The sequence below is a fragment of the Streptomyces sp. KPB2 genome (assembly GCF_003950055.1).
GTDB lineage: Bacteria > Actinomycetota > Actinomycetes > Streptomycetales > Streptomycetaceae > Streptomyces > Streptomyces salinarius.
The window spans coordinates 3,617,328-3,643,430 of the sequence record NZ_CP034353.1 but is presented as its reverse complement, the minus strand read 5'-3'; the positions used below and the strand labels follow the sequence as shown (position 1 = coordinate 3,643,430).

Genomic DNA, 26,103 nt, shown 5'->3' with positions numbered 1-26,103 from the left:
AGACGGCACGTACTTCTTTACGCTGCGCGCATGACCGTGACTGAGAACGCGCCCACCGCCACCGCCCCCGTGACCGCTCCGCCGCCGCAGCCGGCCGCGCGGGTCCGGTCGATCGGCGGTTCGCCCGTACGGGACATCCTCGCCGTCACCGCCCGCCCCGAGGTGATCAACTTCGCGGGCGGGCTGCCGGCCCCCGAACTCTTCGACGCCGACGGCATCGCCGCCGCGTACCGGGACGTTCTCGCGGAGCAGCCCGCCCGCGCCCTCCAGTACTCCACCACCGAGGGCGAGCCGAGCCTGCGGGCCGCGCTCGCCGCCCGCACCTCGGCGCGCGGACTGGCCACGGACGCCGACGACGTCCTCGTCACCACCGGTTCCCAGCAGGCCCTGTCGCTCCTCGCCACCGCCCTGCTCGAACCCGGCGACACCGTCCTCGTCGAGCGCCCCTGCTACCTCGCCGCGCTCCAGGCCTTCGGTTTCGCGGGCGCCCGGGTGGTGGCCGTCCCCGGGGACGAGGACGGCATCGACCCCCAGGCGCTGGAGGAGCTGGTGGTGCGCGAGCGTCCCAAGCTGCTCTACACGGTCCCCACCTTCTCCAACCCCACCGGCCGCACCCTGCCCGCCGCCCGCCGCGCCGCCGTCGCCGAGGTCGCCGGACGGTGCGGCCTGTGGATCGTCGAGGACGACCCGTACGGCGAACTGCGCTTCGAGGGCGAGCGGGTGCCGTGGATCGCCTCCTACGAGGGTGCCCGGGACCGGACCGTGCTGCTGGGCTCCTTCTCCAAGGTCATGGCGCCCGGCCTGCGCCTGGGCTGGCTGCGGGCCCCCGCCGCACTGCGCCGGGCCTGCGCGGTCGCCAAGCAGGCCGCCGACCTGCACACACCCACCGTCAACCAGCTCGCCGCCGCCCGCTACCTCGCCGACCGGGACCTGGACGCCCACGTCGCCCGCGTCGCCGCCGCCTACGGCGCACGCCGGGACGCCATGCTCGCGGGCCTCCCGGACGCGCTCCCGGCGGGTGCGACGTGGACCCGCCCCGAGGGCGGCATGTTCCTGTGGGTCCGGCTGCCGGACGCGTACGACACCACCGCCCTGCTCCCCGAGGTCGTCCGGCACGACGTGGCGTACGTCCCCGGCGCCCCCTTCTACGCCGACGAACCCGACCGCGCCACGCTGCGGCTCTGCTTCGTCACCCAGACCCCGGACGAGATCGCGGAGGGGCTGCGGCGGCTGGGGGAGGGGCTGACGCCGCTGCGGTGAGGGCGGGACCCTGGCCCCGCCCTCACCCGCGGCTCAGAGGCGCTCGGGCGTCCGGATGCCCAGCAGGGCCATGCCCCGGTGCAGGGTGCGGGCCGTGAGGTCGCACAGGAACAGGCGGTTCTCGACCTGCGCCGGCGTCTCGGCCTTCAGGACCGGGCACTTGTCGTAGAACGTCGTGTACAGCGACGCCAGCTGGTACAGGTACGCGGCGAGCTTGTGCGGGGCGTACTCCGCGGCCGCCTCGAAGACCGTGTCCCCGAACGCGTCCAGGTGCAGGCCCAGCGCGCGCTCCGCCTCGTGCAGCGCCAGCTCCGGGTGGGCGGCGGGGCGGACCTCGCCGGCCTTGCGGAGGATGGACTGGATCCGGGCGTAGGCGTACTGGAGGTACACGCTGGTGTCGCCGTTGAGCGAGACCATCTGGTCCAGGTCGAACTTGTAGTCGCGATTGGGCGAGGTCGACAGGTCCGCGTACTTCACGGCGCCGATGCCGACCTGCGCGGCCCGCTCCTGGATCTCCTCCTCGGTGAGGTCCCGCGCCTTCTCCCGCACGACCTCCGCCGCCCGCTGCACGGCCTCGTCCAGCAGGTCCTCCAGGCGCACGGTCTCACCCGCACGCGTCTTGAAGGGCTTGCCGTCGGCGCCGAGCACCGTGCCGTACGCCATGTTGTGCGCGGTGACGTCGTCGCTCAGCCAGCCGGCCCGGCGGGCCGTCTCGAAGACCATCTTGAAGTGCAGCGACTGGCGCACGTCCACGACGTACAGCAGCGCGGTGGCGTGCAGGTCGGTGACCCGGTTGCGGATCGCCGTCAGGTCGGAGGCCGCGTAGCCGAAGCCGCCGTCCGCCTTCTGCACGATCAGCGGCACCGGCTGGTCGTCCTTGCCGCGGATCTCGTCGAAGAACACCACGAGCGCGCCCTCGGAGCGCACCGCGACGCCCATCTCCTCCAGGAGCCGGGCGGTCTCGGGCATGCCGTCGTTGTACGCGGACTCGCCGACGATCTCCTCGTCGCGGATCTCCATGTCGAGCTTCTCGAAGACGGAGTAGAAGTAGACCTTCGACTCGTCCACGAACTGCTGCCACAGCTCCAGCGTCTCCTTGTCGCCGGACTGCAGGGCGACGACCCGCTTGCGGGCCCGCTCCTTGAACTCCTCGTCCGCGTCGAAGACCGCGCGCGACGCCTTGTACACCCGGTTCAGGTTCGACATGGCCTGCTCGCCGTCGACGTCCTCGGCCGGGGCCAGCTCGCCGGGGTGCTCGAACAGGTACTGGATGAGCATGCCGAACTGGGTGCCCCAGTCGCCGATGTGGTGCCGGCCGATCGTCTTCTCGCCGGTGAAGTCGAGCATGGCGCGCAGGGCGTCGCCGATGACCGCCGAGCGCAGGTGGCCGACGTGCATCTCCTTCGCCACGTTCGGCTGGGCGTAGTCGACGACCGTGATGCCCGCGTCCGCCTTCGGGGGCACGCCGAGGCGCTCGCCGTCCGCGAGGCGCGCGGCGAGGTTCTCGGTGATCGCCCGGTCGGCGACGGTGATGTTGAGGAAGCCGGGGCCCGAGACCTCGACGTCCTTGATCAGCTCGTCGCCGGTGGTGATGTGGGCGACGACCTCGGTCGCCAGCTCCCGCGGGTTGGCCTTCGCCTTCTTGGCCAGCGCGAGGATGCCGTTGGCCTGGTAGTCCGCCCGGTCGCTACGTCGCAGCAGCGGGTCGGCGCCGACGGCCTCCGGCCGGGTGGCCGTGAGGGCGGACGCGAGCTGCTGCTGGACGGAGTCGGTGAGGGACGTGACCGAGGCCATGGAGTGGCTGCCGTTCTGCTCGGGTTCGTGGAAGTAGTACAGAAACCGAGTATCCCATGCGGTGAAAAGCGGTTTTCGCGGATGCGGGCCGGGCTGGGAGAATGGAGCGGTCAGCCGTGCGACCGTACCGGCTGTCCCCGGAGCGGTTCCGGGGAAGCTTCAGGAAAGAGGACGTGCCGATCGTGGCTCAGAGCACAGAGACCACCGACTGGGTCTCCCGTTTCGCGGACGAGGTCATCGCCGAGTCGGAGCGTCGTGCCCCGGGCAAACCGGTCGTCGTCGCGTCGGGCCTGTCCCCCTCCGGCCCCATCCACCTGGGCAACCTCCGCGAGGTCATGACCCCCCACCTGGTCGCCGACGAGGTCCGCCGTCGCGGCCACCAGGTCCGGCACCTGATCTCCTGGGACGACTACGACCGCTACCGCAAGGTGCCGGCCGGCGTCCCCGGCGTGGACGAGACCTGGGCCGAGCACATCGGCAAGCCCCTGACGTCGGTCCCGGCCCCGAAGGGCTCCCCGCACGCGAACTGGGCGGAGCACTTCAAGGCCGCGATGGTCGCCTCGCTCGCCGAGATGGGCGTCGAGTTCGACGGGATCAGCCAGACCGCGCAGTACACCTCCGGTGTCTACCGCGAGCAGATCCTGCACGCCATGAAGCACCGGCGGGACATCGACGCCATCCTCGACCAGTACCGGACCAAGAAGGCCCCGGCGAAGAAGCCGCAGAAGTCGCAGAAGCCCGTCGACGAGGCCGAGCTGGAGGCCGCCGAGGGCTCCGGCGCCGCCGCCGAGGACGACGGCAGCTCCGGCTCCGCCGGGTACTTCCCGTACAAGCCGTACTGCGGCAACTGCGAGAAGGACCTGACCACGGTCACCGCCTACGACGACGACTCGACCGAGCTGACCTACGCCTGCACCGCCTGCGGCTTCTCGGAGACCGTGCGGCTGAGCGAGTTCAACCGCGGCAAGCTGGTCTGGAAGGTCGACTGGCCGATGCGCTGGGCCTACGAGGGCGTGATCTTCGAGCCCAGCGGCGTGGACCACTCCTCGCCCGGGTCGTCGTTCCAGGTCGGCGGGCAGATCGTCGGGATCTTCGGCGGCGAGCAGCCGATCGGCCCGATGTACGCCTTCGTCGGCATCAGCGGCATGGCCAAGATGTCGTCCTCCAAGGGCGGCGTGCCCACCCCGGCCGACGCGCTCCAGATCATGGAGCCGCAGCTGCTGCGCTGGCTGTACGCCCGCCGCCGGCCCAACCAGTCCTTCAAGATCGCCTTCGACCAGGAGATCCAGCGGCTCTACGACGAGTGGGACCGCCTCGACGCCAAGGTCGCCGACGGCTCGGCCCTGCCCGCCGACGCCGCCGCGCACTCCCGCGCGGTGCGCACGGCCGCGGGTGAGCTGCCGCGCACGCCCAGGCCGCTGCCGTACCGCACGCTCGCCTCCGTGGCCGACATCACCGCCGGCCACGAGGACCAGGCGCTGCGCATCCTCGGCGAGCTGGACCCGGCCAACCCGATCGAGGCGCTGGACGAGGCCCGGCCGCGCTACGACAAGGCCGAGGCGTGGATCAACACCCACGTCCCCGCCGACCAGCGCACCATCGTCCGCCAGGAGCCGGACGCCGAGCTGCTGAAGTCCCTCGACGAGCCGAGCCGGCAGTCGCTGCGGCTGCTGCTCGACGGGCTGGCCGACCACTGGTCCCTGGACGGGCTCACCCACCACGTCTACGGCGTCCCCAAGGTCCAGGCGGGCTTCCCGGCCGACGCCACGCCGAAGGAGCTGCCGCCGGAGATCAAGACCGCCCAGCGGACGTTCTTCGCGCTGCTCTACCACCTGCTCGTCGGCCGCGACACCGGCCCGCGCCTGCCCACGCTGCTGCTCGCGGTGGGGCAGGACCGGGTGCGGACCCTGCTCGGGGAGTAGAGGAACAAGCGGTACGCGAAGGGGGCGCCCGGTGTTCGCCGGGCGCCCCCTTCGTCGCTCGTCGCCCTAGGCGATGTGCTCTTCCTGGAGCTCCCGCATGTGGCGCTCGCTGAACGCCTTCACCATGCGATCGGCCTCACGCGCGGCCAGCGGCACCCCGAAGGTCGCCTCCACGTCGCCCCGGAACTGGGCGACCGTGGGGTAGCTGCCGTCGATCGACTTCCGGAAGACCGTGTAGTAGTCCTCCTCCGTCGGGGCCGGCTCGGCCGTGCCACCGCCCTCCCCCAGCTCGCGGGTGCGGCCCGGGGCGACCGGGATCGGGAAGCTGCCCGTCTCCTCCGGCGAGGGCTCCTGGAGCGGCGGCTCCTCCTCGTACTGGTCCCGGTACTGGTCGGCCTGCCGCTGCTCCTCGTACCACTGGGCGTACTGCTCGGCCGGGTCGTACGTGGGGTCGTAACCGCCCTGGTAGGCGACCTGGCGGGTGTTGAACCAGGGGCTCTGCTCGGGGTCGTCCGGGGCGGGCTGCTCCTCGGCGGGCCGCTGCTCGGCCCGCTGCTGCCGGGCCTCCAGCTCCGGGCGCTGCTCGGCGTGCGGTGCCCCGGCGCCCACCTGTGCCGCCTCGGCGGCTCGACCCTCCGCGACCGCCTCCGCCTCGGGAGCCGGCGGGAGCAGGGCCGGTTCGATGCCCGCCGCCGCCAGGCCCGACGGGGCCGTCTGCGCCAGCGGGACGCCGTAGCGGGCCAGCCGCAGCGGCATCAGGGACTCCACGGGGGCCTTGCGCCGCCAGGCGCGGCCGAAGCGGGACCGCAGCCGGGCCTGGTAGACCAGCCGCTCCTGCTCCAGCTTGATCACCTGCTCGTAGGAGCGCAGCTCCCACAGCTTCATGCGGCGCCACAGCAGGAACGTCGGCACCGGCGACAGCAGCCAGCGGGTGAGCCGGACGCCCTCCATGTGCTTGTCGGCGGTGATGTCGGCGATCCGGCCGATCGCGTGCCGGGCGGCCTCCACCGACACCACGAACAGGATCGGGATCACGCCGTGCATGCCCACGCCCAGCGGGTCCGGCCAGGCCGCCGCGCCGTTGAACGCGATCGTCGCCGCCGTCAGCAGCCACGCCGTCTGCCGCAGCAGCGGGAAGGGGATGCGGATCCAGGTCAGCAGCAGGTCCAGGGCCAGCAGCACGCAGATGCCCGCGTCGATGCCGATCGGGAAGACGTAGCTGAAGTTCCCGAAGCCCTTCTGCAGGGCCAGCTCCCGCACCGCCGCGTAGGAACCCGCGAAGCCGATCCCGGCGATGATGACGGCGCCGAAGACGACCATGCCGATGAGAACGCGATGCGCCCGTGTCAGCTGAAGTGGCGCGGCCACCCGTACTCCCCTCCCAGTGCCTGTTGTTGCGCGCAACAGAGTGGCACATGTGTACGGGGAACGGGTGGCCGGTGGGCCTAAGAGACCGTCAGCCCGACTTCTGGGGCGACGCCGAGGCCGACTGGGAGGCCGCGTCGGAGGGGGACTTCGAAGCCGAGGGCGAGCCGCTGGACTTGCCGCCCGACGTGCCGCCGTCGGCGCCGCCGTTGGCCTTCGTCACCGCGGCCACCGCCTCCTTGGCCGCCTTCTGCGCGTCCTTCGCCAGGTCGTCCGCGTCCGGGGTCTTGTCGCCCGCCAGGCCCGCGCCGTTGTAGTCGAGCGTGATGACGACGTTCTCGACGCGTGCCACGACCGTCTGCTGCTTGAAGGTGCCTTCCTTCTTCTTCAGGTCGTAGCGCACCATCGACGCCTCGTCGCCCGTGCCGCTCACCGGCGCCGTCTTGACGCTCTTCGCGCCCTCGACGCCCTGCGCGTCCTTGAGCTGCTTCTGGTAGTAGTCGTGCGCCAGCTTGTCGCCCTCGCCGCGCGTCACGTCCGACTCGAAACGCAGCATCGACACGCTCAGCCAGCGGAACTGAGAGCCCTTCACGCCGTTGTCGTCGAGGCTGTCCCAGGAGCAACTGGCCCGGACCGCCGTGTCGTTGGACGAGCCCTCCTTGCCGGAGTCAGCCTTCGGCGCCAGGTCGTCCAGCGTCTTCTTCGTCACCACCGAGCACGGCTCCGGAAGCTTCCGGAACGCCGCCGCCTGCACCGTGGGGGACGGACTCGCGGACTTGGACGCCGCGGACTCCTCCGCGGCCTTGTCCTTGCCGTCGCCGGAGCCGGAGTCCGAGGAGCAGCCGGCCGCCACCAGCATCACGGGTACGGCGGCCGCGCCGACAAGGACGCGGGTGAGTCGCTTCGCTCGCTTCGCTTGCTGGTCTCGCTGGTCACGCTGGGCTCGTAGCTGCATGGTTCCTTCACTCATGGCACTCGGTGGTTCCTGCGTTCGGAACGGGTCCGAGGGGCCACGGTACGCGGTGGGGAAATCGCGCGGTCCCGGTTCCGGCCCACCTCGCGCGGGCGCGGGGAGGACCGCGGCGGGCTCAGCCGCCCAGCGAATCCGCCAGCTGGGACGCCAGTTTCCGCGCCTTGTCCTGCATTTCCTCGCTGTCCGGCACGACGCCGAGCGTCGCCGACTGCTCCGCGTACTCGATGGTCACCATGACGTTCGACGTGCGGAACGCCACAGTCACGGTGCGCCGCTTCGCCGTCGAACCGGAGCTGCTGAGCGCGTCGTCGACGAACGCCTCGTCGCCCAGGTCGTCCAGGAGCCGGGGCTGGACCTCGGCGGGCGTCGCGTCGGGGGACGCGCTCGACGACGAGGAGGGGGAGGAGGACGAGGAAGAGGAGGCCGAGGCGGTGCCGCCGGAGGCCGGTTCGCCGGAGGACGGGGTGCCCGACGGGGAGTCCGACGGGGATCCGGACTCCCCGGGCTCTTCGGAGTCCTCGGACGCCGAGACCACCGGTTCCGGCAGGTCGGCCGCCTCCACCTGCTGCGCGAACAGCTGCTCGGCCTCGCTGTCGTCGCTCACGGCACCGTCGTACGACACCACCCGCTCGAAGTCGACGAAGAGGTGGTTGGTGGCCTGTGCCGACTCCACCTTCCAGCGGCAGCCCACCTTGCGGTCGGTGTCGTAGGCGAGCGTCGGCTCACCCGCGTACGCCTTCTCCCGCTGCTCCTCGTCGGTGATCTCCTCGATGCCGGGCAGGAGGGAGTCGAGCGCCTTGTCGCCGACCGCGCCGCACGGCTCCGGAAGGGTGCGGTACTTGCCCGGTTCGGCCGCCTCGGTCGCGACACCGGGCTGCCCCGGGTTCGAGTCGTCCGCCGTGGCACCGCCCTCCGAGCCGCCGGTGCAGCCGGCCAGCAACGCCGCAAGGAGGGCGGCGACGCCGGGTACGTAGGCCTTCCGCTGCACGGTGCGGCTCCTCTCGCCGGGATGGCTGTGGTTCGGGAGATACGGGACTCCAGTGTCCCCGCCGGTTATTCGTTTGCCGCACGGGGGCGCTCCCTGCAGACAATGTGTATCGCACGCGCTGCCGTGAACGCCGGTCGATCGTCCCTTTGGCCGACCTTGGCGCCGGTTCTGCGCTTTAAGACTTCTGTATGTTTTCCGGGGGAATGAGGGCGATATGTCGTACGTGGAGATACCGGGCGCGAAGGTGCCGATCCGGATGTGGACCGACCCGGCGACGGTCGAGGAGGGCGCGCTCCAGCAGCTGCGCAACGTCGCGACCCTGCCGTGGATCAAGGGCCTCGCGGTCATGCCGGACGTCCACTACGGCAAGGGCGCCACGGTCGGCTCGGTGATCGCGATGCGGGGCGCCGTGTGCCCGGCGGCGGTCGGCGTCGACATCGGCTGCGGCATGTCGGCGGTGAAGACGTCCCTGACGGCGAACGACCTCCCGGGCGACCTGTCCCGGCTGCGCTCGAAGATCGAGCAGGCGATCCCGGTGGGGCGGGGGATGCATGACAGTCCCCTCGACCCGGGGCGGTTCCACGGGCTGCCCACGGCGGGGTGGGACGACTTCTGGGGGCGGTTCGACGGAGTCGCCGAGGCGGTCAAATTCCGTCACGAGCGCGCCGGAAAGCAGATGGGAACGCTCGGCAGCGGGAACCACTTCGTGGAGCTGTGCACCGATACGACCGGTTCTGTCTGGCTGATGCTGCACTCCGGTTCCCGCAACATCGGCAAGGAACTGGCCGAGCACCACATCGGCGTCGCCCAGAAGCTCCCGCACAACCAGGGCCTGATCGACCGCGACCTCGCGGTGTTCGTCGCGGACACCCCGCAGATGGCGGCGTACCGCAACGACCTGTTCTGGGCGCAGGAGTACGCGAAGTACAACCGCACGCTGATGATGGCGCTCTTCAAGGACGTGGTCCGCAAGGAGTTCAAGAAGGCCAAGCCGGTCTTCGAGCCGGAGATCAGCGCCCACCACAACTACGTCGCCGAGGAGCGGTACGACGGGATGGACCTGCTGGTGACCCGCAAGGGCGCGATCCGCGCGGGTTCCGGTGACTACGGGATCATCCCCGGCTCCATGGGCACGGGTTCGTACATCGTGAAGGGCCTGGGCAACGCCAAGTCCTTCAACTCCGCGTCCCACGGAGCGGGCCGGCGCATGAGCCGGAGCGCCGCCAAGCGCCGCTTCTCCACCAAGGACCTGGAGGAGCAGACGCGGGGCGTGGAGTGCCGCAAGGACTCCGGCGTCGTGGACGAGATCCCGGGCGCGTACAAGCCGATCGAGCAGGTCATCGACCAGCAGCGCGACCTCGTGGAGGTCGTGGCGAAGCTGAAGCAGGTGGTGTGTGTGAAGGGCTGACCGGCGAGGTCGGACCCCGGGCCGGGGACCCCGGGCTAGGGCTTGCGCCCGACGGCCCCGTAGGAGTCGACGTGCTGGGCCGGGGCGCCGGGTTCCGGCCGCCACTGGGTGCACGGGGCGACGCCGGGGGCGACGAGGTCGAGGCCGTCGAAGAAGGACGCGATCGCCTCGGGGGTGCGCAGGCGGTACTGGACCGGGGTGCGATCGTTGTGCTCCTGCTGGGCGGAGCGCAGCTCCTCGTTGGTGTCGGTGCCGTCGCAGACCAGTAGGTGGCTGCCGGACGGGAGCGGGGCGAGCAGGCGGCGGACCAGGTCGCGGGCCTCGCCGTCGTCCGTCACGTGGCCGAGGATGCCGCTGAGGATGACCGCGACCGGCTGCTCGAAGTCGAGGGTCCGGCGGGCGGCCTCCATGACGGCCTCGGGTTCGCGCAGGTCCGCGTGGAGGTAGTCGGTGGCGCCCTCGGGGGCGCCGACCAGGAGGGCCCGGGCGTGGGCCAGGACCAGCGGATCGTTGTCGACGTAGACGATGCGGCACTCCGGTGCCACCCGCTGGGCGAGCTCGTGGGTGTTGTTCTCGGTGGGCAGGCCGGTGCCCACGTCCACGAACTGCCGTATCCCCGCCTCCGCCGCGAGGTAGGTGACACCACGGCCGAGGAACGCCCGGAAGGCGCGGGCGTTCTCGGCGATCTGGGGGAAGGCCGCCTGGAACTGTTCGGCGGCCTCCTGATCGGCCAGGTAGTTGTCCTTGCCGCCCAGCCAGTAGTTCCACATCCGCGCCGAGTGCGGTACCGAGGTGTCGATCTCCGGCGTGGGCGGGACCGGTCCCGAGGGGTGCATCACCATGTCGCTTGACTCCTGTACCACGCGAAGGCCGATGGAACCCGCATGATACGCACGGGAGTTGACCCTCGTACGGTTTCACTCCCGGGCGTCACCCGCCTCCGTCAGCCCTCCCGGTGCACCTTCGTGTTCGACGCCTGGGCGCGGGGGCGGACGACCAGGAGGTCGATGTTGACGTGGGCGGGGCGGGTGACCGCCCAGGTGATGGTGTCGGCGACGTCGTCGGCGGTCAGCGGGTCGGCGACGCCCCGGTAGACCTTGTCGGCCTTGTCCCGGTCGCCGCCGAAGCGGGTCAGGGCGAACTCGTCGGTCTTGACCATGCCGGGCGCGATCTCGACGACGCGGACCGGGCGGCCGACGATCTCCAGGCGCAGGGTCTCGGCGAGGACGTGCTCGCCGTGCTTGGCGGCGACGTAGCCCGCGCCGCCCTCGTAGGTGGACAGGCCGGCGGTCGAGGAGACGACCACGACCGTGCCGTCGCCGCTCGCCTCCAGCTTGGGGAGCAGGGCCTGGGTGAGGTTGAGGGTGCCGATGACGTTCGTCTCGTACATGCGGCGCCAGTCGTCCGGGTCGCCGGTGGCCACCGGGTCGGCGCCGAGCGCGCCGCCCGCGTTGTTGACCAGGACGCCGACCGTCTTGAACGCGGTCGCGAACTCGTCGACCGCGTCGCGGTCCGTGACGTCCAGGGGGTACGCGGTCGCCTGGTGGCCGGCCGCCCGGATCTCCTCCGCCAGCGCCTCGATGCGGTCCTTGCGGCGCGCGGTGAGGACCACCCGGTAACCGGCGGCGGCGAGCTGCCGGGCCGTGGCGGCGCCGATGCCGCTGCTCGCGCCGGTGACGACGGCGATGCGGGAGGCGGCGGACGGGGCGGCTGCGGTGGCCATGGGCTGCTCCTGGGTTCGTACGGCGGTGCCGGTCGTCGACCAGGGTAGTCAGCGTGCCGGCCGGCCCCCGGGGTCAGCCGCCGTTGCGCGGGGCCCACATGATCAGGGCCATCCCGGCGAGGCAGACCAGCGCCCCGGCGATGTCCCAGCGGTCCGGGCGGTAGCCGTCGGCGACCACGCCCCACAGGATCGAGCCGGCCACGAAGATCCCGCCGTACGCGGCGAGGATGCGGCCGAAGTGGGCGTCGGGCTGGAAGGTGGCGACGAAGCCGTAGGCGCCGAGGGCGAGGACCCCGCCCGCCGCCCACAGCCAGCCGCGCTGCTCGCGCACCCCCTGCCACACCAGCCAGGCGCCGCCGATCTCGAACAGGGCGGCGACGACGAAGAGGGCGGCGGAGCGGAGGACGAGCATGCGGGCAGCCTCCCACGCCCCGCCTCCGTGCCGGGCGGCGGACCTGCGGAATAACGGCCGGGGGCGCTCCGTTCCACGGGTATAGTTGAAGCGTCAACAACCTGGAGGTTGAGCGATCATGCAGTTCGGCATCTTCACCGTCGGCGACGTCACGCCCGACCCGACCACGGGCCGTACGCCGACCGAGCGTGAGCGCATCAAGGCCATGGTCGCCATCGCGCTCAAGGCCGAGGAGGTCGGGCTCGACGTCTTCGCGACCGGTGAGCACCACAACCCGCCCTTCGTGCCCTCGTCGCCGACGACCATGCTCGGCTACGTCGCGGCCCGCACCGAGCGGCTGATCCTGTCCACCTCCACCACCCTGATCACCACGAACGACCCGGTGAAGATCGCCGAGGACTTCGCGATGCTCCAGCACCTGGCCGACGGCCGGGTGGACCTGATGATGGGGCGCGGCAACACCGGCCCGGTCTACCCCTGGTTCGGCAAGGACATCCGCGAGGGCATCAACCTCGCCGTCGAGAACTACAACCTGCTGCACCGCCTGTGGCGCGAGGACGTGGTGAACTGGGAGGGCAAGTTCCGCACTCCCCTCCAGGGCTTCACCTCCACCCCGCGCCCGCTGGACGGCGTCGCGCCCTTCGTCTGGCACGGCTCCATCCGCTCGCCGGAGATCGCCGAGCAGGCCGCCTACTACGGCGACGGCTTCTTCCACAACAACATCTTCTGGCCCGCCGACCACACCAAGCGGATGATCGAGCTGTACCGGGCCCGCTACGCCCACTACGGGCACGGCACGCCCGAGCAGGCGATCGTCGGCCTCGGCGGCCAGGTGTTCATGCGGAAGAACAGCCAGGACGCGGTCCGCGAGTTCCGGCCGTACTTCAATGAGGCCCCGGTCTACGGGCACGGGCCCTCGCTGGAGGACTTCACCGCGCAGACGCCGCTCACCGTCGGCTCGCCGCAGCAGGTGATCGAGAAGACGCTCGCCTTCCGCGACTACGCCGGCGACTACCAGCGCCAGCTGTTCCTGATGGACCACGCCGGGCTGCCCCTGAAGACCGTCCTGGAGCAGCTCGACCTGCTCGGCGAGGAGGTCGTCCCGGTGCTGCGCGAGGAGTTCGCCAAGGACCGCCCGGCGAACGTGCCGGACGCGCCGACCCACGCGTCCCTGCTGGCCGCCCGGAAGGACGCCCCGTCCCAGGGGGCCGAGGAAGAGGAAGGAGTACGCGCATGAAGCTCGTCGTCGTCTCCGCGGGGCTGAGCGTCCCGTCGTCCACCCGGCTGCTCGCCGACCGCCTCGCCGCGGCCGCCGCCCCGGCCGCCACCGCGCCCGAGCCCGCCCCGGCCGACGTCCGGGTGATCGAGCTGCGCGACCTCGCCGTGGAGATCGCGCACACCTTCACCAACGGCTTCCCGGCACCGGCGCTCGCGGACGCGTTCGCCGAGGTCGCGGCGGCCGACGGGCTGATCGTCGTCACGCCGGTGTTCTCGGCGTCGTACAGCGGGCTGTTCAAGTCGTTCTTCGACGCGCTCGGCGTCACCGACGAGGGAGCCCTCACCGGGAAGCCGGTGCTGATCGGCGCGACCGGCGGCACCGCCCGGCACTCCCTGGTGCTGGACCACGCGCTGCGGCCGCTCTTCTCCTACCTGAAGGCGGTCGTCGTCCCCACCGGCGTGTACGCCGCCTCCGAGGACTGGGGCGCGGAGGGGCTCGACGCCCGCATCGGGCGGGCCGCGACCGAGCTGGCCGCGCTGATGGCGGGGCCGGCCGGGCGCTCGACGGGCCGCCCGCTGCCGAAGCGGGACTCCTTCGAGGAGGTCACGCCCTTCGAGCAGCGGCTCGCCGCGCTGAGCGTTCCGGGCCCGAGCCCGGCGCCCTGAGCGCGGTACCGCCGACCTTGCCGTACCGCGGCACCGCCGCACCGCACCGTGAGCCGTCGACCGGGTTCCACCGAGCCCGTCGGCGGCTCACCGGCATTCAAGCCCCGGTGAACGCTTCCGGAAACCGGCAATGCGCACAGGTGGCACGCTCACGCATCATGAGCGCACGGGGAGCACTGCGGAAAGGGGGCGGACGATGACGACAAGGGTGACGAAACACAGTCGCTGCGTCCGTTCGCCCCATCCGCTCCACCGGCTCCGACCCGACGAACCCGGCCACGCCGCTCGCGTCGCCGATGCCGCGGCACAGGACCGCCGCGCCGTCTGACAGCCGCTTTTCGCGCCCCTGCCGGGGCCCCGGCACGGGCACGGCGAAGGCCTGCCCTCCCGGAACCACGCCTGTCCTCACGGGCGTCACCACACCAACAGTCGCGGCGGCCGGCCGCGCTCGACCGGCCGCCCGACAGCCGTCACTTGCCGTAAGGACGTGTCCCATGGAAGTCATCGGTGTCCTCGCCGTCGTCTGCGTGCTCCTGATCGTCATCGTGCTGTTCGGCGTCTCGCGGCTCTTCCGCAAGGTGGAGCAGGGCAAGGCGCTGATCGTCTCCAAGATGCGCAAGGTGGACGTGACCTTCACGGGTCAGGTGGTGCTGCCGGTGCTGCACAAGGCCGAGGTGATGGACATCTCGGTGAAGACCATCGAGATCACGCGGGCCGGCAAGGAAGGGCTGATCTGCCGGGACAACATCCGCGCGGACATCCGCATCTCGTTCTTCGTCAAGGTCAACAAGACCGTCGAGGACGTCGTGAAGGTCGCCCAGGCGGTCGGCACGGCCCGCGCCAGCGACCGGGACACGCTGCAGGAGCTGTTCCACGCGAAGTTCTCCGAGGCGCTGAAGACCGTCGGCAAGCAGATGGACTTCACCGACCTCTACACCAAGCGCGAGGAGCTGCGGTACCGCATCATCGAGGTCATCGGCGTCGACCTCAGCGGGTACCACCTGGAGGACGCGGCGATCGACTACCTGGAGCAGACGCCGCTGACCCAGCTCGACCCGGCGAACGTCCTCGACGCCCAGGGCATCCGGAAGATCACCGAGCTGACGGCCGTGGAGCACGTGCGCACCAACGAGGCACGGCGCACGGAGGAGAAGGAGATCACCCGGCAGAACGTCGACGCCCGCGAGGCCGTACTGGAGCTGGAGCGCCGGCAGGCGGACGCCGAGATCAAGCAGAAGCGCGAGATCGACACCACCCGGGCCCGCGAGGAGGCCGAGACGGCACGCGTGGTGGAGGAGGAGCGGCTGCGGGCGCAGACGGCCTTCCTGCGCACCGAGGAGCAGCTCGGCGTGCAGCGCGAGAACCAGGCCCGTGAGGTCGCGGTGGCGGCGAAGAACCGCGAGCGGGTCATCGCCGTCGAGAACGAGCGCATCGAGAAGGACCGCATGCTGGAGGCGATCGGCCGCGAGCGGGAGACCGAGCTGACCCGGATCGCCGCCGAGAAGGAGGTCGAGGCGGAGAAGCGGGACATCGCCGAGGTCATCCGGGAGCGCGTCGCCGTGGACCGTACGGTCGCCGAGCAGGAGGAGTCCATCAAGAAGCTGCGCGCCGTCGAGGAGGCGGAGCGCAACCGGCAGGCCGTCGTCATCGCCGCCGAGGCCGAGGCGCAGGAGCGGCTGGTCAAGGACATCAAGGCGGCCGAGGCCGCGGAGGCCGCGGCCACCCACCGGGCCGCCGAGGAACTCACCATGGCCGAGGCCCGGTTGAAGAGCGCCGACCTGGAGGCGCAGGCCAAGCTGCGGATGGCCGAGGGAATCCAGGCCGAGGCGGCCGCGGCGGGCCTCGCGGCGGTCCAGGTCCGCGACAAGGAGGCCGACGTCATCGAGAAGGCCGGCCGCGCCGAGGCGGAGGCCACCGAGGCCCGGATGCGCGCCGAGGCCGAGGGCGCGCGGGCCAAGGCGCTCGCCGAGGCCGAGGCGATCGGCGGCAAGCTGAAGGCGGAGGCCGCCGGACTCACCGAGAAGGCCGCGGCGATGGCGGCCCTGGACGACGCCTCGCGCGGTCACGAGGAGTACCGGCTGCGCCTGGAGGCGGAGAAGGACATCCGGCTGGCCGGGCTCGACGTGCAGCGGCAGGTCGCCGAGGCGCAGGCCACGGTCCTCGCCACCGGTCTGGAGAACGCGGACATCGACATCGTGGGCGGCGACTCGGTCTTCTTCGACCGGCTGGTGTCCTCGGTCGCGCTCGGCAAGGGCGTCGACGGGTTCGTCAAGCACTCCGAGACGGCGCAGGCCCTCGCCGGGCCCTGGCTGGACGGCTCGTCGAGCTTCACCGACGACCTGACCCGGGTACTGGGCTCCTTCTCCACGTCCGACGTGCAGAACCTGACGGTGTCCGCGCTGCTGATGAAGCTGATGAAGTCGGGCGGCACGGACGCCGGACAGGTGCAGCGCCTCCTGGACCGCGCCGGTGAACTGGGCCTCGCCGACACGCCGCTCACCGCGCTGAACGGCAAGGCCAGGGTCTGACCGGTCACCACGACCGGCCACCACAGACCGGGTGCCGAGGCCGCCGCACGGGGGTCGGCGGCTTCGGCACCCCTCGCATCCTGGAAGGGACCAACCGCTCATGGGCACCGCTGTGGAGACGGGCACGACGACGCCCGTCACGGGTACGGGCGGGTACGACACCGCCGACGCCGGCGCGTACGAGGTGCTGCGCGACCGCCTCGCCGCGCAGACCGCGGACCTCGCCCACCGGGCCGAACTCCTCAACGCCCGCCGCGTCGAGGAGTTCGGGTCGGCCCGGCTGGAACTCGCCTCCACCGAGCGGCTGCGCACCGAGCACCCCGTCGTGCCCTGCGACGTCGCCGCCGTCGGCGACACCCTGCTGCTGGGCTCCACCGGCCGCCCGGGGAGCCGCGAACGGGTCGCCGTGGCCGACGTCTTCACCCTGTACGACCGCGACCTGAACCACCTGCCCGAGTCGGCCGTGCCCGGCCTGCTCGACGACCCGTCCTTCGTGCGGGAGTTCACCGACCTGCACCGGTACTACCGGCAGGCCCGGCTGCTGCGGCTGCGCCCCGTCGACGGCCGGCTGCTCGCCGTCTTCCGCACCGGCGAGAAGGCCGACGACATCCGCGTCCTGCGCTGGGAGCTGACCGAGGACGGGCGGGCCGTCTTCCTGGACGCGCGGGGCGAACGCGACGACGTGTTCCCCCCGGCCCACGACTTCGAGTGGACCGCGGCCACCCGCGAGGACCACGTGCTGGGCCGCCACCCGCACGTTTCCGTGCGCGGAGAGTTCTACGTCAGCGCGGTGGGCGGCGCCCTCACCGTCAAGCTGGAGGACGACACCGAGACGGCCGACGGCATCCACTCCGAGCCCGTCGACGAACCCCTCCAGTCCCTGGCCGACGCGGACATCGCGCATGCCCGGGTCGGTGCCCTGATCCTGCTGCGCGTCCGCCCCTACAAGGAGGACGCCGACCGCCACCTGGTCTTCAACACCCTCACCAAGTCGGTGCTCCGCCTGGACGGCATCGGCGCGGCCTGCCGCCGGCTGCCCGACGACCAGGGCATCGTCTTCCCCGGCGGCTACTGCCTCGCCACCGGCGCCCACAAGACGTACGAACTCGACGCGACGGGCCTGGAGTTCGAGCGGGAGATTCGCTCGCCCAACGGCGAGGACGTGCTGTACGCCTTCCACGCGCGCGGCGAGAGCCGGCGCCTGCTGCTGTCGTACAACACCATCCGCAAGGAGGTCGCCAACCCGCTGCCCTGCCGGGGCTGGGCCCTCACCGGTGACGGCACCTTCACCGTGCTGCGCGCGGACGGCGACGAACCGGCCCAGGTGCACCCGGTGCAGCTGTGGCACTCGCCGTACGTCTCCGACACCTACGCCGCGGCCACGCCCACCGGGAGCGGTCCGCTGGCCCGGGTCGGCAACGCCGACCTCGTGCGCGGCATCTCCGCCTGCCTGTCCGTCGCCGCGGCCGTCGGCGAGGGGATCGGCACGGCCGAGGGCTACCGGGCGCTCGCCGCGTCCTGCGTGCGCGCCGCCGACGCCCACCACTGGCTGGACGAGGCGGAACTGGGCGACCTGGCCGGCGCGCTGGCCGCCGTACGGGAGACCGCCGAGCAGGTGCTGGCGGAGTTCGAGACCGTACGGGACCTGACCCGGCGGGCGGCCGAGGCCCGCGACGAGGCCGCCGAGCGGATCGCGGCGGTGGTGCGGCGGCTGCGCGGCGAGGCGCCGAAGGAGGCCGCCGCCTGGGTGCGGGGCCTGACCGAACTGCGACACGCCCACGGGCACCTGCTGAACGTCAAGGAGATGCGCTACGCCGACGCCCCCGGCATCGACGCCCTCGCCGAGGAGGCCGAGGCGTCCCTCGCCGAGCTGGGGCGGCGGGCCGTCGCCTTCCTCGCCCGCGAGGACGCCTTCGACGCCCAGCGCGCGGACGTCGAAGCCCTCGTCGCCGACGCGGAGGCCATCGCGACCGTCGCCGAGGCGGGCCCCGTCGCCGCCCGGCTCGACGAACTCGCCGACGGACTGCGCACGGTCACCGACGTCGTCGCCGAACTCGACATGGGCGACGCCACCGTCCGCACCGCCCTGCTGGAGCGCGTCGCCGGCGTCCTGGGCGGCGTCAACCGCGCCCGCGCCACCCTCGACGCCCGCCGCCGCAGCCTCCTCGACCACGAGGGCCGCGCCGAGTTCACCGCCGAGACGGCCCTGCTCGGCCAGGCGGTCACCGCCGCGCTGGCCGCCGCCGACACCCCCGAGCACTGCGACGACCAGCTGGCGCGGCTGCTGGCCCGGCTGGAGGACCTGGAGTCCCGCTTCGCGGAGTTCGACGGCTTCCTCGCCGAACTCGCCGACAAGCGCACCGAGATCTACGACGCGCTCGCCGCCCGCAAGCAGGCCCTCTCCGACACCCGCGCCCGCCGCGCCGAACAGCTCGCCGCGTCCGCCGCCCGGATCCTGGAGACGATCAACCGGCGGTGCGCCACGCTCGCCGACGCCGACGCGGTCAGCACGTACTTCGCCTCCGACCCCATGCCGGCCAAGGTCCGCCGCACCGCCGACGAACTGCGCGCCCTCGGCGACACCGTCCGCGCCGAGGAACTGGACGGGCGCCTCAAGTCCGCCCGCCAGGAGGCCGCCCGCGCCCTGCGCGACCGCACCGACCTGTACGCCGACGACGGCCGCGCCCTGCGCCTGGGCGCCCACCGCTTCGCCGTCAACACCCAGCCCCTCGACCTCACCCTGGTCCCCGACGGCGACGGACTCGCCTTCGCCCTCACCGGCACCGACTACCGCTCGCCGGTCACCGACCCGGACTTCGCGGCCACCCGCGCCCTCTGGGACCGCACCCTCCCCTCGGAGTCCCCGGACGTCTACCGCGCCGAGCACCTCGCCGCCCGCCTGCTCAGCCGGTACGGCGCGAGCACCCTCGCCCAGGCCGACGACCTGCCCGCCCTCGTCCGCGAGGCCGCGCAGGAGGCGTACGACGAGGGCTACGAGCGGGGCGTGCACGACCACGACGCGACGGTCGTCCTGACCGCGCTGCTGCCCCTGTACGAGAGCGCCGGGACCCTGGTCCACGAGCCGGCCGCCCGCGCCGCCGGCCAGCTGTTCTGGTCCCACGGCACCACGCCGGAGGCGCGCGGGGCGTGGACCCGACGCGCCCGCTCCCTGGCCCGGGCCCGGGACACCTTCGGCCTGTCCGGGGCGATCGCGGACCTGGAGGAGGAGCTGGCGGGAGCCATCGGGGCGTGGAGCGGCACGGGGCCGGCCGACGGGCTCGCCGGTTGGGCGCCGAGCGCGGCCGACGGGCTCGCCGGTGCGCCGGTCGGGGCTTCCGGTTCAGTGGCTGGGACGGCGCGTTCGGTGGCCGGGGCGACCGGTCCGACGGTCGGTCGCGCGGGCGTCGGAGGCGGTCGTGCGCGAGCGGCGGGCGGTGTCTCGGCGGGAGGCGGTCGTGCGGACGGGCCGCAGGACGGGGCGGACGCGGGGCGTTTGCCGGTGGGGGCGGCCGGTTCCGGGGCCGGGGGGCCCGTCGGCGGGGTGGCGGGCGCCGCCCGGGGCGCCGGGGGAGCGGCCCGCCCGGCCGAAGGCTCTGCCGGGACGGCCGGGGCCGCGGGCCACCCGGGCGGCATGCCCTATCGCCCCGCCGGTCCGCCGGGCTCCGGTGCCGAACTCGCCCGCGCCGCCGCCGCGTACCTCTTCCACGAGCTGACCTGCGCCCCCGAGGGCTTCGTCCTCGGCGCGGGCACGCGCACGCTGCTGGAGAAGTTCCGCCGTACGGTGGGCGGTCCGGCCTTCGACGAGGACCTGGCCGCGCTCGACGACCCGGCCGCCCGCGCCCAGCTCGCCGAGGCGTGGATCTCGTCCTACGCCGCCGCCTCCGGCACCGAACTCGCCCCGGGCGACCTGGCCGAGGCGGTCGCCGCCGAGCTCTGCCCGGACCTGCCCCGCTACGACGGCGACACCGCTCCGGCGGCCACCGCGGAGGGGCTGCTCGGCACCCACCCGCGCGTCACGGACGGCCGGCTGCCGCTGCGCCTGGACGAGTTCCTCGCCCGCACCGCGCGCTTCGCGGCCGAGGACGTCCCGGCGTTCCGCGCCTATCAGCGGCGCCGCACCGCCCTGGTGGACGCCGAACGCGCGCGGTTGCGGCTGGACGACCACCGGCCGCGCGTCATGTCCGCCTTCGTCCGCAACCGGCTCGTGGACGAGGTCTACCTCCCGCTCGTCGGGGACAGCCTGGCCAAGCAGCTCGGCACCACCGGCGACGGCAGGCGCACCGACACCGGAGGCCTCCTGCTGCTCCTGTCCCCGCCCGGCTACGGCAAGACCACCCTGGTCGAGTACGTCGCCGAGCGCCTCGGCCTGATGCTGGTGAAGGTGAGCGGCCCCGCGCTCGGCCACGCCGTCACCTCGCTCGACCCGGCCGACGCGCCCAACGCCACCGCACGCCAGGAGATCGAGAAGATCAACTTCGCGCTGGCGTCCGCGAACAACACCCTGCTCTACCTGGACGACATCCAGCACACGTCCCCCGAGCTGCTCCAGAAGTTCATCCCGCTGTGCGACGCCACCCGCCGCGTGGACGGCGTGTGGGGCGGCCGCCCCCGCACCTACGACCTGCGCGGCAAGCGCTTCGCCGTCTGCATGGCCGGCAACCCCTACACCGAGTCCGGCGCCCGCTTCCAGGTCCCCGACATGCTCGCCAACCGGGCCGACGTGTGGAACCTGGGCGACGTCCTGACCGGCAAGGAGGAGGCCTTCGCGCTGAGCTTCCTGGAGAACGCGCTCACCGCGAACCCGGTCCTGGCCCCGCTGGCCGGCCGCGACCGGGCCGACCTGGAGCTGCTCGTCCGGCTCGCCACCGGCGACCCCACGGCCCGCGCCGACCGCCTCGCCCACGCCTACCCGCCCGCCGAGCTGGAGCGCGTCCTGTCCGTCCTGCGCCACCTCGTCGCCGCCCGCGAGACGGTGCTGGCCGTCAACGCCGCCTACATCGCCTCCGCGGCCCAGTCGGACGACACCCGTACCGAGCCCGCCTTCCGGCTCCAGGGCTCCTACCGCAACATGAACAAGATCGCCCAGCGCATCCGCCCCGTCATGAACGACGCCGAACGCGACGCCGTCCTCGACGACCACTACACCGCCGAGGCGCAGACCCTCACCCAGGGGGCGGAGGCCAACCTCCTCAAGCTCGCCGAGCTGCGCGGCACGCTCACACCGCGGGAGGCCGCCCGCTGGGCCGAGGTGTGCGCCGCCCACGTCCGCGCCCGCACCCTCGGCGGCCCCGACGACGACCCCCTCGTCCGTGCCGTCGCGGCCCTGGGCCTCCTCGCGGACCGCGTCGCCGCCGTGGAGTCCGCCATCACCCGCGCCGCCGACCCCCGCCACCTGCTGGCCAACCCGCACGCGCGGCACGCGGCCGGCGGAACGGAGCGGTGAGGGCGTCGGGCGCCGCTCAGCGCTCCGCGCCGCTCACCGTTCCGCGGCCTCCGACACGTCGAACACGTTCATCAGGTCCGCCGCGTCCGCCGACGGGCCTTTGTCGAGCCGCTGCTCGGACCAGATGGTCTTGTCGTGGCGGCTGTGCCGCACGCCCCAATGGGTGCTGAGCCGCATCACGATGAACAGCCCGCGGCCGCCCTCGTCGCTCTCCCGCGCCCGGCGCAGGTGGGGGCTGGCGCTGCTGGCGTCCGTCACCTCGGTCAGTAGCCGCCCCTGGTCGCGGATGAGCCGCAGCCGCACCGGGCCCCTGCCGTAGCGGATGGCGTTGGTGACGAGTTCGCTGACGACGAGTTCGGTGGTGTAGGACGCGTCCTCCAGCTCCCAGGCGGCGAGCTGCCGGTCGACGAGCCGGCGTGCCGTGCCCACCACGGAGGCGTCGGCGGGCAGCGTCCAGTCCGCGACGTGCTCCGGCGGCAGGGCACGGGTGCGCGCGAGCAGCAGGACGGCGTCGTCGTGGCGGGAGGGCGCCATGTGGTAGACGGCGGTGTCGCACAGCTCCTGCAGCGGCCGTGTCGTGGAGGCGAGGATGTGCTCCAGACGGCGCCGGGCGGCGTCCCCGCGCTCACCGTTTCCCCTGGTGAGACCGTTGGTGTGGAGGGCCAGCAGGGTGCCCGGCGCCAGTTCGAGCACGGCCGGGGTGAAGACGTGCCCGCCGCCCGTCCCGAGCGGTGGCCCCTGCGGCACCTCCACGGTGCGGGGCGCGCCGTCGGGGTCGATGACGACGGGGGCGGGGTGTCCCGCGCGGACCATGGTGCAGTGCCGGGAGACCGGGTTGTAGACGGTGACCGCGCAGGTCGCCACCGGCTCGTTCGTGCCCGGCCCGGAGGCGTCCGCCAGCTGGGCGGCGACCTCGTCCAGGTGGGTCAGCAGCTCGTCCGTCTCCAGGTCCTGCATCGCGAGGGTGCGCACCGCCAGCCGGAGCTGGCCCATCGTGGCCGCCGCCTCGATGCCGTGCCCGGACACGTCCCCGACGACGAGGGCGACGCGCGTGCCGGAGAGGGGGACGACGTCGAACCAGTCGCCGCCCGCGCTCTCGGGCATGTACACGTGGGCGGTCTCCACCGCCGAGAGCCGGGGGATCGCGCCGGGCTGCAACCGGCGCTGGAGGGCAGCGGCCACGGTGTGCTCGCGCCGGTAGCTGTGCGCGTTGTCCATGTGCACGGACGCGGCGAACGCCGCCTGCCGGGCCACGTTCAGATCGGCCTCCTCGAAGGGGTCGGTCCGGTGCCGGTACAGGGTCAGCAGCCCGAGCACGGTGTCCCGCGCCGTCAACGGGACGACGAGCATGGAGTGCACGCCCGCCCTGGTCAGCGGCGCGAAGCCGTCCGGGTCGGCGGCGAGCCACGGGTCGTCGGCCGAGACCCGGACCAGTCGGGCCCGCAGGTCGTTGAGGACCTGCGTGTACGGCGTGGGGAAGGGCAGCGGACGGCTGTCGCCCTCCTGCCTGCTCACCTCGGCGGTCGGCGGGGCGAAGGCCACCCGGCGCAGCGGAACCTCCGTCGGCGGGGGACCGGCCGGGCGTTCGGCCGCGGAGACCCCGTCGTCCAGCAGGTCGACGGTGGCCGCGTCGGCGAAGGCGGGCACCAGGGCCCCCACCAGCTCGTGGGCGGTGGTCCGCGCGTCCAGCGTGGTGCCGACGGCCGCGTGCACCCCGCTGAGCACGGCGAGCCGGTCCGCCGCGGCCTGCCGCTCGGTGACGTCCTCGACCACGCCCACCAGGCCGGGTCTGCCGTCGCCGAGGTCGCGCAGCGGGAAGAGGGACACCTCGACGGCGAGGGTGCGCCGCGGCTCGGACGGCGACCTGCCCCGGACCAGCCGGCCCCGCAACTGCTCGCCGGTCGCCAGGACCTCGTCGATCAGGCCCTGGAACTCGGCCGCCTCGAACCCGGGGGCGAAGTCCTCGATGCCCTGCCCGACGACGTCCTCGGCGGACAGCCCCCGCACGCCCCGGCCGGCCGGGTTGTAGCGGGCGATCCGCTGCTCGGAGTCGAAGACGAACAGCCCCTGGGGCGAGTTGGCGAACAGCGCGTTGAGCACCGCGGTGTCGCTGATGGGGTCGCCGCTCACCACACGCTCCCTTCGATGCCCTGCCCCCTCACCTTCCTCACCTTCTCGCATCGGCACCGCCCGGCAACTCGGCCGGCGGGTGTGCTTGAGTCGAGGCGGCCGCGAGGCCACTGGGAAGAAAGGGGAGGAGGCTGTCGTGCACGTGCTGATCCTCGGCGGGACCACGGAGGCCCGCCGCCTGGCCGAACTGCTGGCGGCCGGGCACCCGGCCGGGCTTCGGGTGACGAACTCCCTGGCGGGACGGGTCTCCGCGCCCAGAACCCCGCCGGGCGAGACCCGCGTCGGCGGCTTCGGCGGCGCCGAGGGACTCGCCGTCTGGCTCCGCGAGCACGCGGTGGACCTTCTCGTCGACGCCACGCACCCCTTCGCCGACACCATCACCCGCAACGCGGCCCACGCCGCCGCCGCGGCCCGCGTCCCCCTCCTCGCCCTGCGCCGCCCCGTCTGGCGGCAGGTCGAGGGGGACGTCTGGCACGACGCGGGTTCGCTCGCGGAAGCCGCCGCGCTGCTGCCCGCCCTCGCCGCCCGCCGGGTCCTCCTGACCACCGGCCGCATGGGCTTGGCCGCCTTCGCCCCGCTGACCGACCCGTGGTTCCTCGTCCGGTCCGTCGACGCGCCCGACGGGCCCTGCCCGCCCCGCATGGAGGTACTGCGGGCCCGCGGCCCCTTCACTCTCGACGGCGAGCGCGAGCTGCTGGGCCGGCACCGCATCGACGTCCTGGTCACCAAGGACAGCGGGGGAGCGGCCACCGCCCCGAAACTGACGGCCGCCCGCGAGGCGGGGCTGCCGGTGATCGTGGTGCGCAGACCCCCGGTGCCGGAGGGAGTGCCGGTCGTGGCCGACCCGGAAGAAGCGGCCCGGTGGGTGGGCGAGGCCCACGCGAGGCACCCGGGGGACCGCTAGCGCTCGTACGGGCCCGCGGTCCCGCCGCTCACTCCTCCTCGCCGGCGATCGCGTTGATCGCGGCGGCGGCCATCGCACTGCCCCCGCGACGCCCCCGTACGACGAGGTGCTCCACGCCCGAGGGGTGGGCGGCCAGCGCGTCCTTGGACTCGGCGGCGCCGACGAAGCCGACGGGGACACCGATGACGGCGGCCGGGCGGGGCGCCCCCGCGTCGATCATCTCCAGGAGCCGGAAGAGCGCGGTGGGCGCGTTGCCGACGGCGACGACGGCCCCCTCCAGCCGGTCGCGCCACAGTTCGAGGGCGGCGGCGCTGCGCGTGGTGCCGAGCCTCGCCGCCAGCTCCGGGACGGCCGGGTCGGACAGGGTGCACAGCACGTCGTTGTCCGCGGGCAGCCGCTTGCGGGTCACGCCGCTGGCCACCATCCGCACGTCGCACAGGACGGGCGCACCGGCACGCAGTGCCTCGCGGGCCCGGGAGACGACGCCGGGCGTCCAGGACAGGTCGCGGACCAGGTCGACCATCCCGCAGGCGTGGATCATCCGGACCGCGACCCGGCCGACGTCCCCGGGCAGCCCGGAGAGGTCGGCCTCCGCGCGGATGGTCGCGAAGGACTGGCGGTAGATGGCCGCGCCGTCCTTCTCGTACGCGTACTCGTGCTCGCGGTCGTACGGGGTCACAGTGCTCTTCTCGCTGCTCTCGGTCGGTTGGCGGCCACGGCCGGAGCATACCGACAGGCTCCCGGAGCAGGTCCGTGAGTCGCGGAGCGGTCGCGCCCGGGCGTCCACCGCGCGTGCCGAACCGCTCGCCGGCCCGGGCCGAGACCGGCGCGCGGCGTGCCGCGGGAGGGGCGGGGTCAGTGGTGGGCGTGGACGACGGCGTGGCCCTTGCCGCGGCCGATCATCCACTTGTTGACCGGCGTGGTGATCACGAACGCGACGGCGAAGCCGCCGAGCAGGGCGTACCAGAACAGCCCGTCCGACAGGTGCGCCTCCAGCGCGCCCGGTACGAGAGCGATGATCCCGTTGTCGACGAGCTCCATCACGGCGATGGACACGGTGTCGGCGGCCAGGGTCACCTTGATCGCGGCCCGCATGGACACCCCGGCCCGTACTACCGCGAAGAGCGTGAAGGAGTAGCCGAAGACGAAGGCCAGGGCGATGGCCAGCACCATGGTCGGCGCATTGCCCCACATCAGCGCGGTGCCGACGACCATGCCGAGGATCTCGCCGATGGCGCACCCGGTGAGGCAGTGCAGCGTCGCCCGTATCGCGGTCGCCCAAGTGGCGCCGTCGTGTCCGTGGCCCTCACCCGCGGGGGCGGAGTGGCGGTGCCCGGTGTCCGAGTGGTGCGTGCTGTGGTCCATGACC

At 73.1% G+C, this 26,103-nt stretch carries 18 protein-coding genes; 8 read left to right on the top strand and 10 right to left on the bottom strand.

The window, feature by feature from the left end; translation table 11 throughout:
- Positions 1 to 30: 30 nt before the first annotated feature.
- Positions 31 to 1,260 (top strand): PLP-dependent aminotransferase family protein, encoded by a 1,230-nt coding sequence (locus tag D1J63_RS16025; protein WP_125629432.1) that lies wholly within the window; start codon positions 31 to 33, stop codon positions 1,258 to 1,260.
- Between the two features lie 33 nt (positions 1,261 to 1,293).
- Here the strand turns inward: D1J63_RS16025 and argS are convergent, their stop codons facing one another.
- A complete protein-coding gene (gene argS / locus D1J63_RS16020) occupies positions 1,294 to 3,054 on the bottom strand; it encodes an arginine--tRNA ligase (RefSeq protein ID WP_125629430.1) in 1,761 nt (586 codons plus the stop codon).
- Between the two features lie 173 nt (positions 3,055 to 3,227).
- Between argS and lysS the strand changes: the two genes are divergently transcribed.
- Positions 3,228 to 4,976, top strand: coding sequence for a lysine--tRNA ligase (gene lysS, locus D1J63_RS16015; protein ID WP_125629427.1), 1,749 nt, complete (start codon positions 3,228 to 3,230; stop codon positions 4,974 to 4,976).
- 66 nt (positions 4,977 to 5,042) lie between these two features.
- Here the strand turns inward: lysS and D1J63_RS16010 are convergent, their stop codons facing one another.
- From D1J63_RS16010 to D1J63_RS16000, 3 genes are all read right to left on the bottom strand, one after another.
- Positions 5,043 to 6,344, bottom strand: coding sequence for a DUF2637 domain-containing protein (locus D1J63_RS16010; RefSeq protein WP_125629425.1), 1,302 nt, complete (start codon positions 6,342 to 6,344; stop codon positions 5,043 to 5,045).
- Positions 6,345 to 6,432: 88 nt separating this feature from the next.
- The gene (locus D1J63_RS16005) at positions 6,433 to 7,311 is read right to left on the bottom strand and encodes a DUF3558 family protein (protein ID WP_164712851.1); all 879 of its coding nucleotides are present in this window, start codon (positions 7,309 to 7,311) and stop codon (positions 6,433 to 6,435) included.
- Between the two features lie 118 nt (positions 7,312 to 7,429).
- Positions 7,430 to 8,302, bottom strand: a complete 873-nt coding sequence (locus D1J63_RS16000) for a DUF3558 domain-containing protein (protein ID WP_125629422.1) — start codon at positions 8,300 to 8,302, stop codon at positions 7,430 to 7,432.
- 214 nt (positions 8,303 to 8,516) lie between these two features.
- Here D1J63_RS16000 and D1J63_RS15995 point away from each other — a divergent pair, with 214 nt between their 5' ends.
- On the top strand, positions 8,517 to 9,710 hold the full coding sequence (locus D1J63_RS15995) for an RtcB family protein (RefSeq protein ID WP_125629420.1): 1,194 nt from the start codon (positions 8,517 to 8,519) through the stop codon (positions 9,708 to 9,710).
- 35 nt (positions 9,711 to 9,745) lie between these two features.
- Here D1J63_RS15995 and D1J63_RS15990 read toward each other — a convergent pair whose 3' ends face one another.
- The 3 genes from D1J63_RS15990 to D1J63_RS15980 all read right to left on the bottom strand — a co-directional run bounded on the left by D1J63_RS15990 (position 9,746) and on the right by D1J63_RS15980 (position 11,845).
- Positions 9,746 to 10,552 (bottom strand): SAM-dependent methyltransferase, encoded by an 807-nt coding sequence (locus D1J63_RS15990; RefSeq protein WP_125629418.1) that lies wholly within the window; start codon positions 10,550 to 10,552, stop codon positions 9,746 to 9,748.
- A 101-nt stretch (positions 10,553 to 10,653) separates the two neighbouring features.
- A complete protein-coding gene (locus D1J63_RS15985) occupies positions 10,654 to 11,433 on the bottom strand; it encodes an SDR family NAD(P)-dependent oxidoreductase (RefSeq protein ID WP_125629416.1) in 780 nt (259 codons plus the stop codon).
- 73 nt (positions 11,434 to 11,506) lie between these two features.
- Entirely contained in the window at positions 11,507 to 11,845 is a 339-nt protein-coding gene (locus D1J63_RS15980; protein ID WP_030145264.1) for a YnfA family protein, read from the bottom strand.
- Positions 11,846 to 11,963: 118 nt separating this feature from the next.
- Between D1J63_RS15980 and D1J63_RS15975 the strand changes: the two genes are divergently transcribed.
- The 4 genes from D1J63_RS15975 (at position 11,964) to D1J63_RS15955 (ending at position 21,700) form a co-directional block, all read left to right on the top strand.
- Positions 11,964 to 13,082, top strand: coding sequence for an LLM class flavin-dependent oxidoreductase (locus tag D1J63_RS15975; RefSeq protein ID WP_125629414.1), 1,119 nt, complete (start codon positions 11,964 to 11,966; stop codon positions 13,080 to 13,082).
- Positions 13,079 to 13,729, top strand: a complete 651-nt coding sequence (locus D1J63_RS15970) for an FMN reductase (RefSeq protein ID WP_125629412.1) — start codon at positions 13,079 to 13,081, stop codon at positions 13,727 to 13,729. The genes D1J63_RS15975 and D1J63_RS15970 overlap by 4 nt, the downstream gene beginning before the upstream one ends.
- A 494-nt stretch (positions 13,730 to 14,223) precedes the next feature.
- Entirely contained in the window at positions 14,224 to 16,257 is a 2,034-nt protein-coding gene (locus D1J63_RS15960) for a flotillin family protein (RefSeq protein WP_125629410.1), read from the top strand.
- Between the two features lie 100 nt (positions 16,258 to 16,357).
- Positions 16,358 to 21,700, top strand: coding sequence for a DNA repair ATPase (locus D1J63_RS15955; RefSeq protein WP_125629408.1), 5,343 nt, complete (start codon positions 16,358 to 16,360; stop codon positions 21,698 to 21,700).
- Between the two features lie 33 nt (positions 21,701 to 21,733).
- Here D1J63_RS15955 and D1J63_RS15950 read toward each other — a convergent pair whose 3' ends face one another.
- Positions 21,734 to 23,830: a SpoIIE family protein phosphatase gene (locus tag D1J63_RS15950; protein WP_125629406.1), complete on the bottom strand. Its 2,097-nt coding sequence runs from the start codon at positions 23,828 to 23,830 to the stop codon at positions 21,734 to 21,736.
- Between the two features lie 136 nt (positions 23,831 to 23,966).
- Between D1J63_RS15950 and D1J63_RS15945 the strand changes: the two genes are divergently transcribed.
- A complete protein-coding gene (locus D1J63_RS15945; protein ID WP_125629404.1) occupies positions 23,967 to 24,734 on the top strand; it encodes a cobalt-precorrin-6A reductase in 768 nt (255 codons plus the stop codon).
- Between the two features lie 28 nt (positions 24,735 to 24,762).
- On the opposite strand, the gene D1J63_RS15940 is transcribed toward D1J63_RS15945, so the two are convergent.
- The gene (locus D1J63_RS15940) at positions 24,763 to 25,413 is read right to left on the bottom strand and encodes a precorrin-8X methylmutase (RefSeq protein ID WP_125629402.1); all 651 of its coding nucleotides are present in this window, start codon (positions 25,411 to 25,413) and stop codon (positions 24,763 to 24,765) included.
- A 176-nt stretch (positions 25,414 to 25,589) separates the two neighbouring features.
- Positions 25,590 to 26,099 (bottom strand): DUF4396 domain-containing protein, encoded by a 510-nt coding sequence (locus D1J63_RS15935; protein ID WP_164712850.1) that lies wholly within the window; start codon positions 26,097 to 26,099, stop codon positions 25,590 to 25,592.
- Between the last annotated feature and the right edge of the window lie 4 nt (positions 26,100 to 26,103).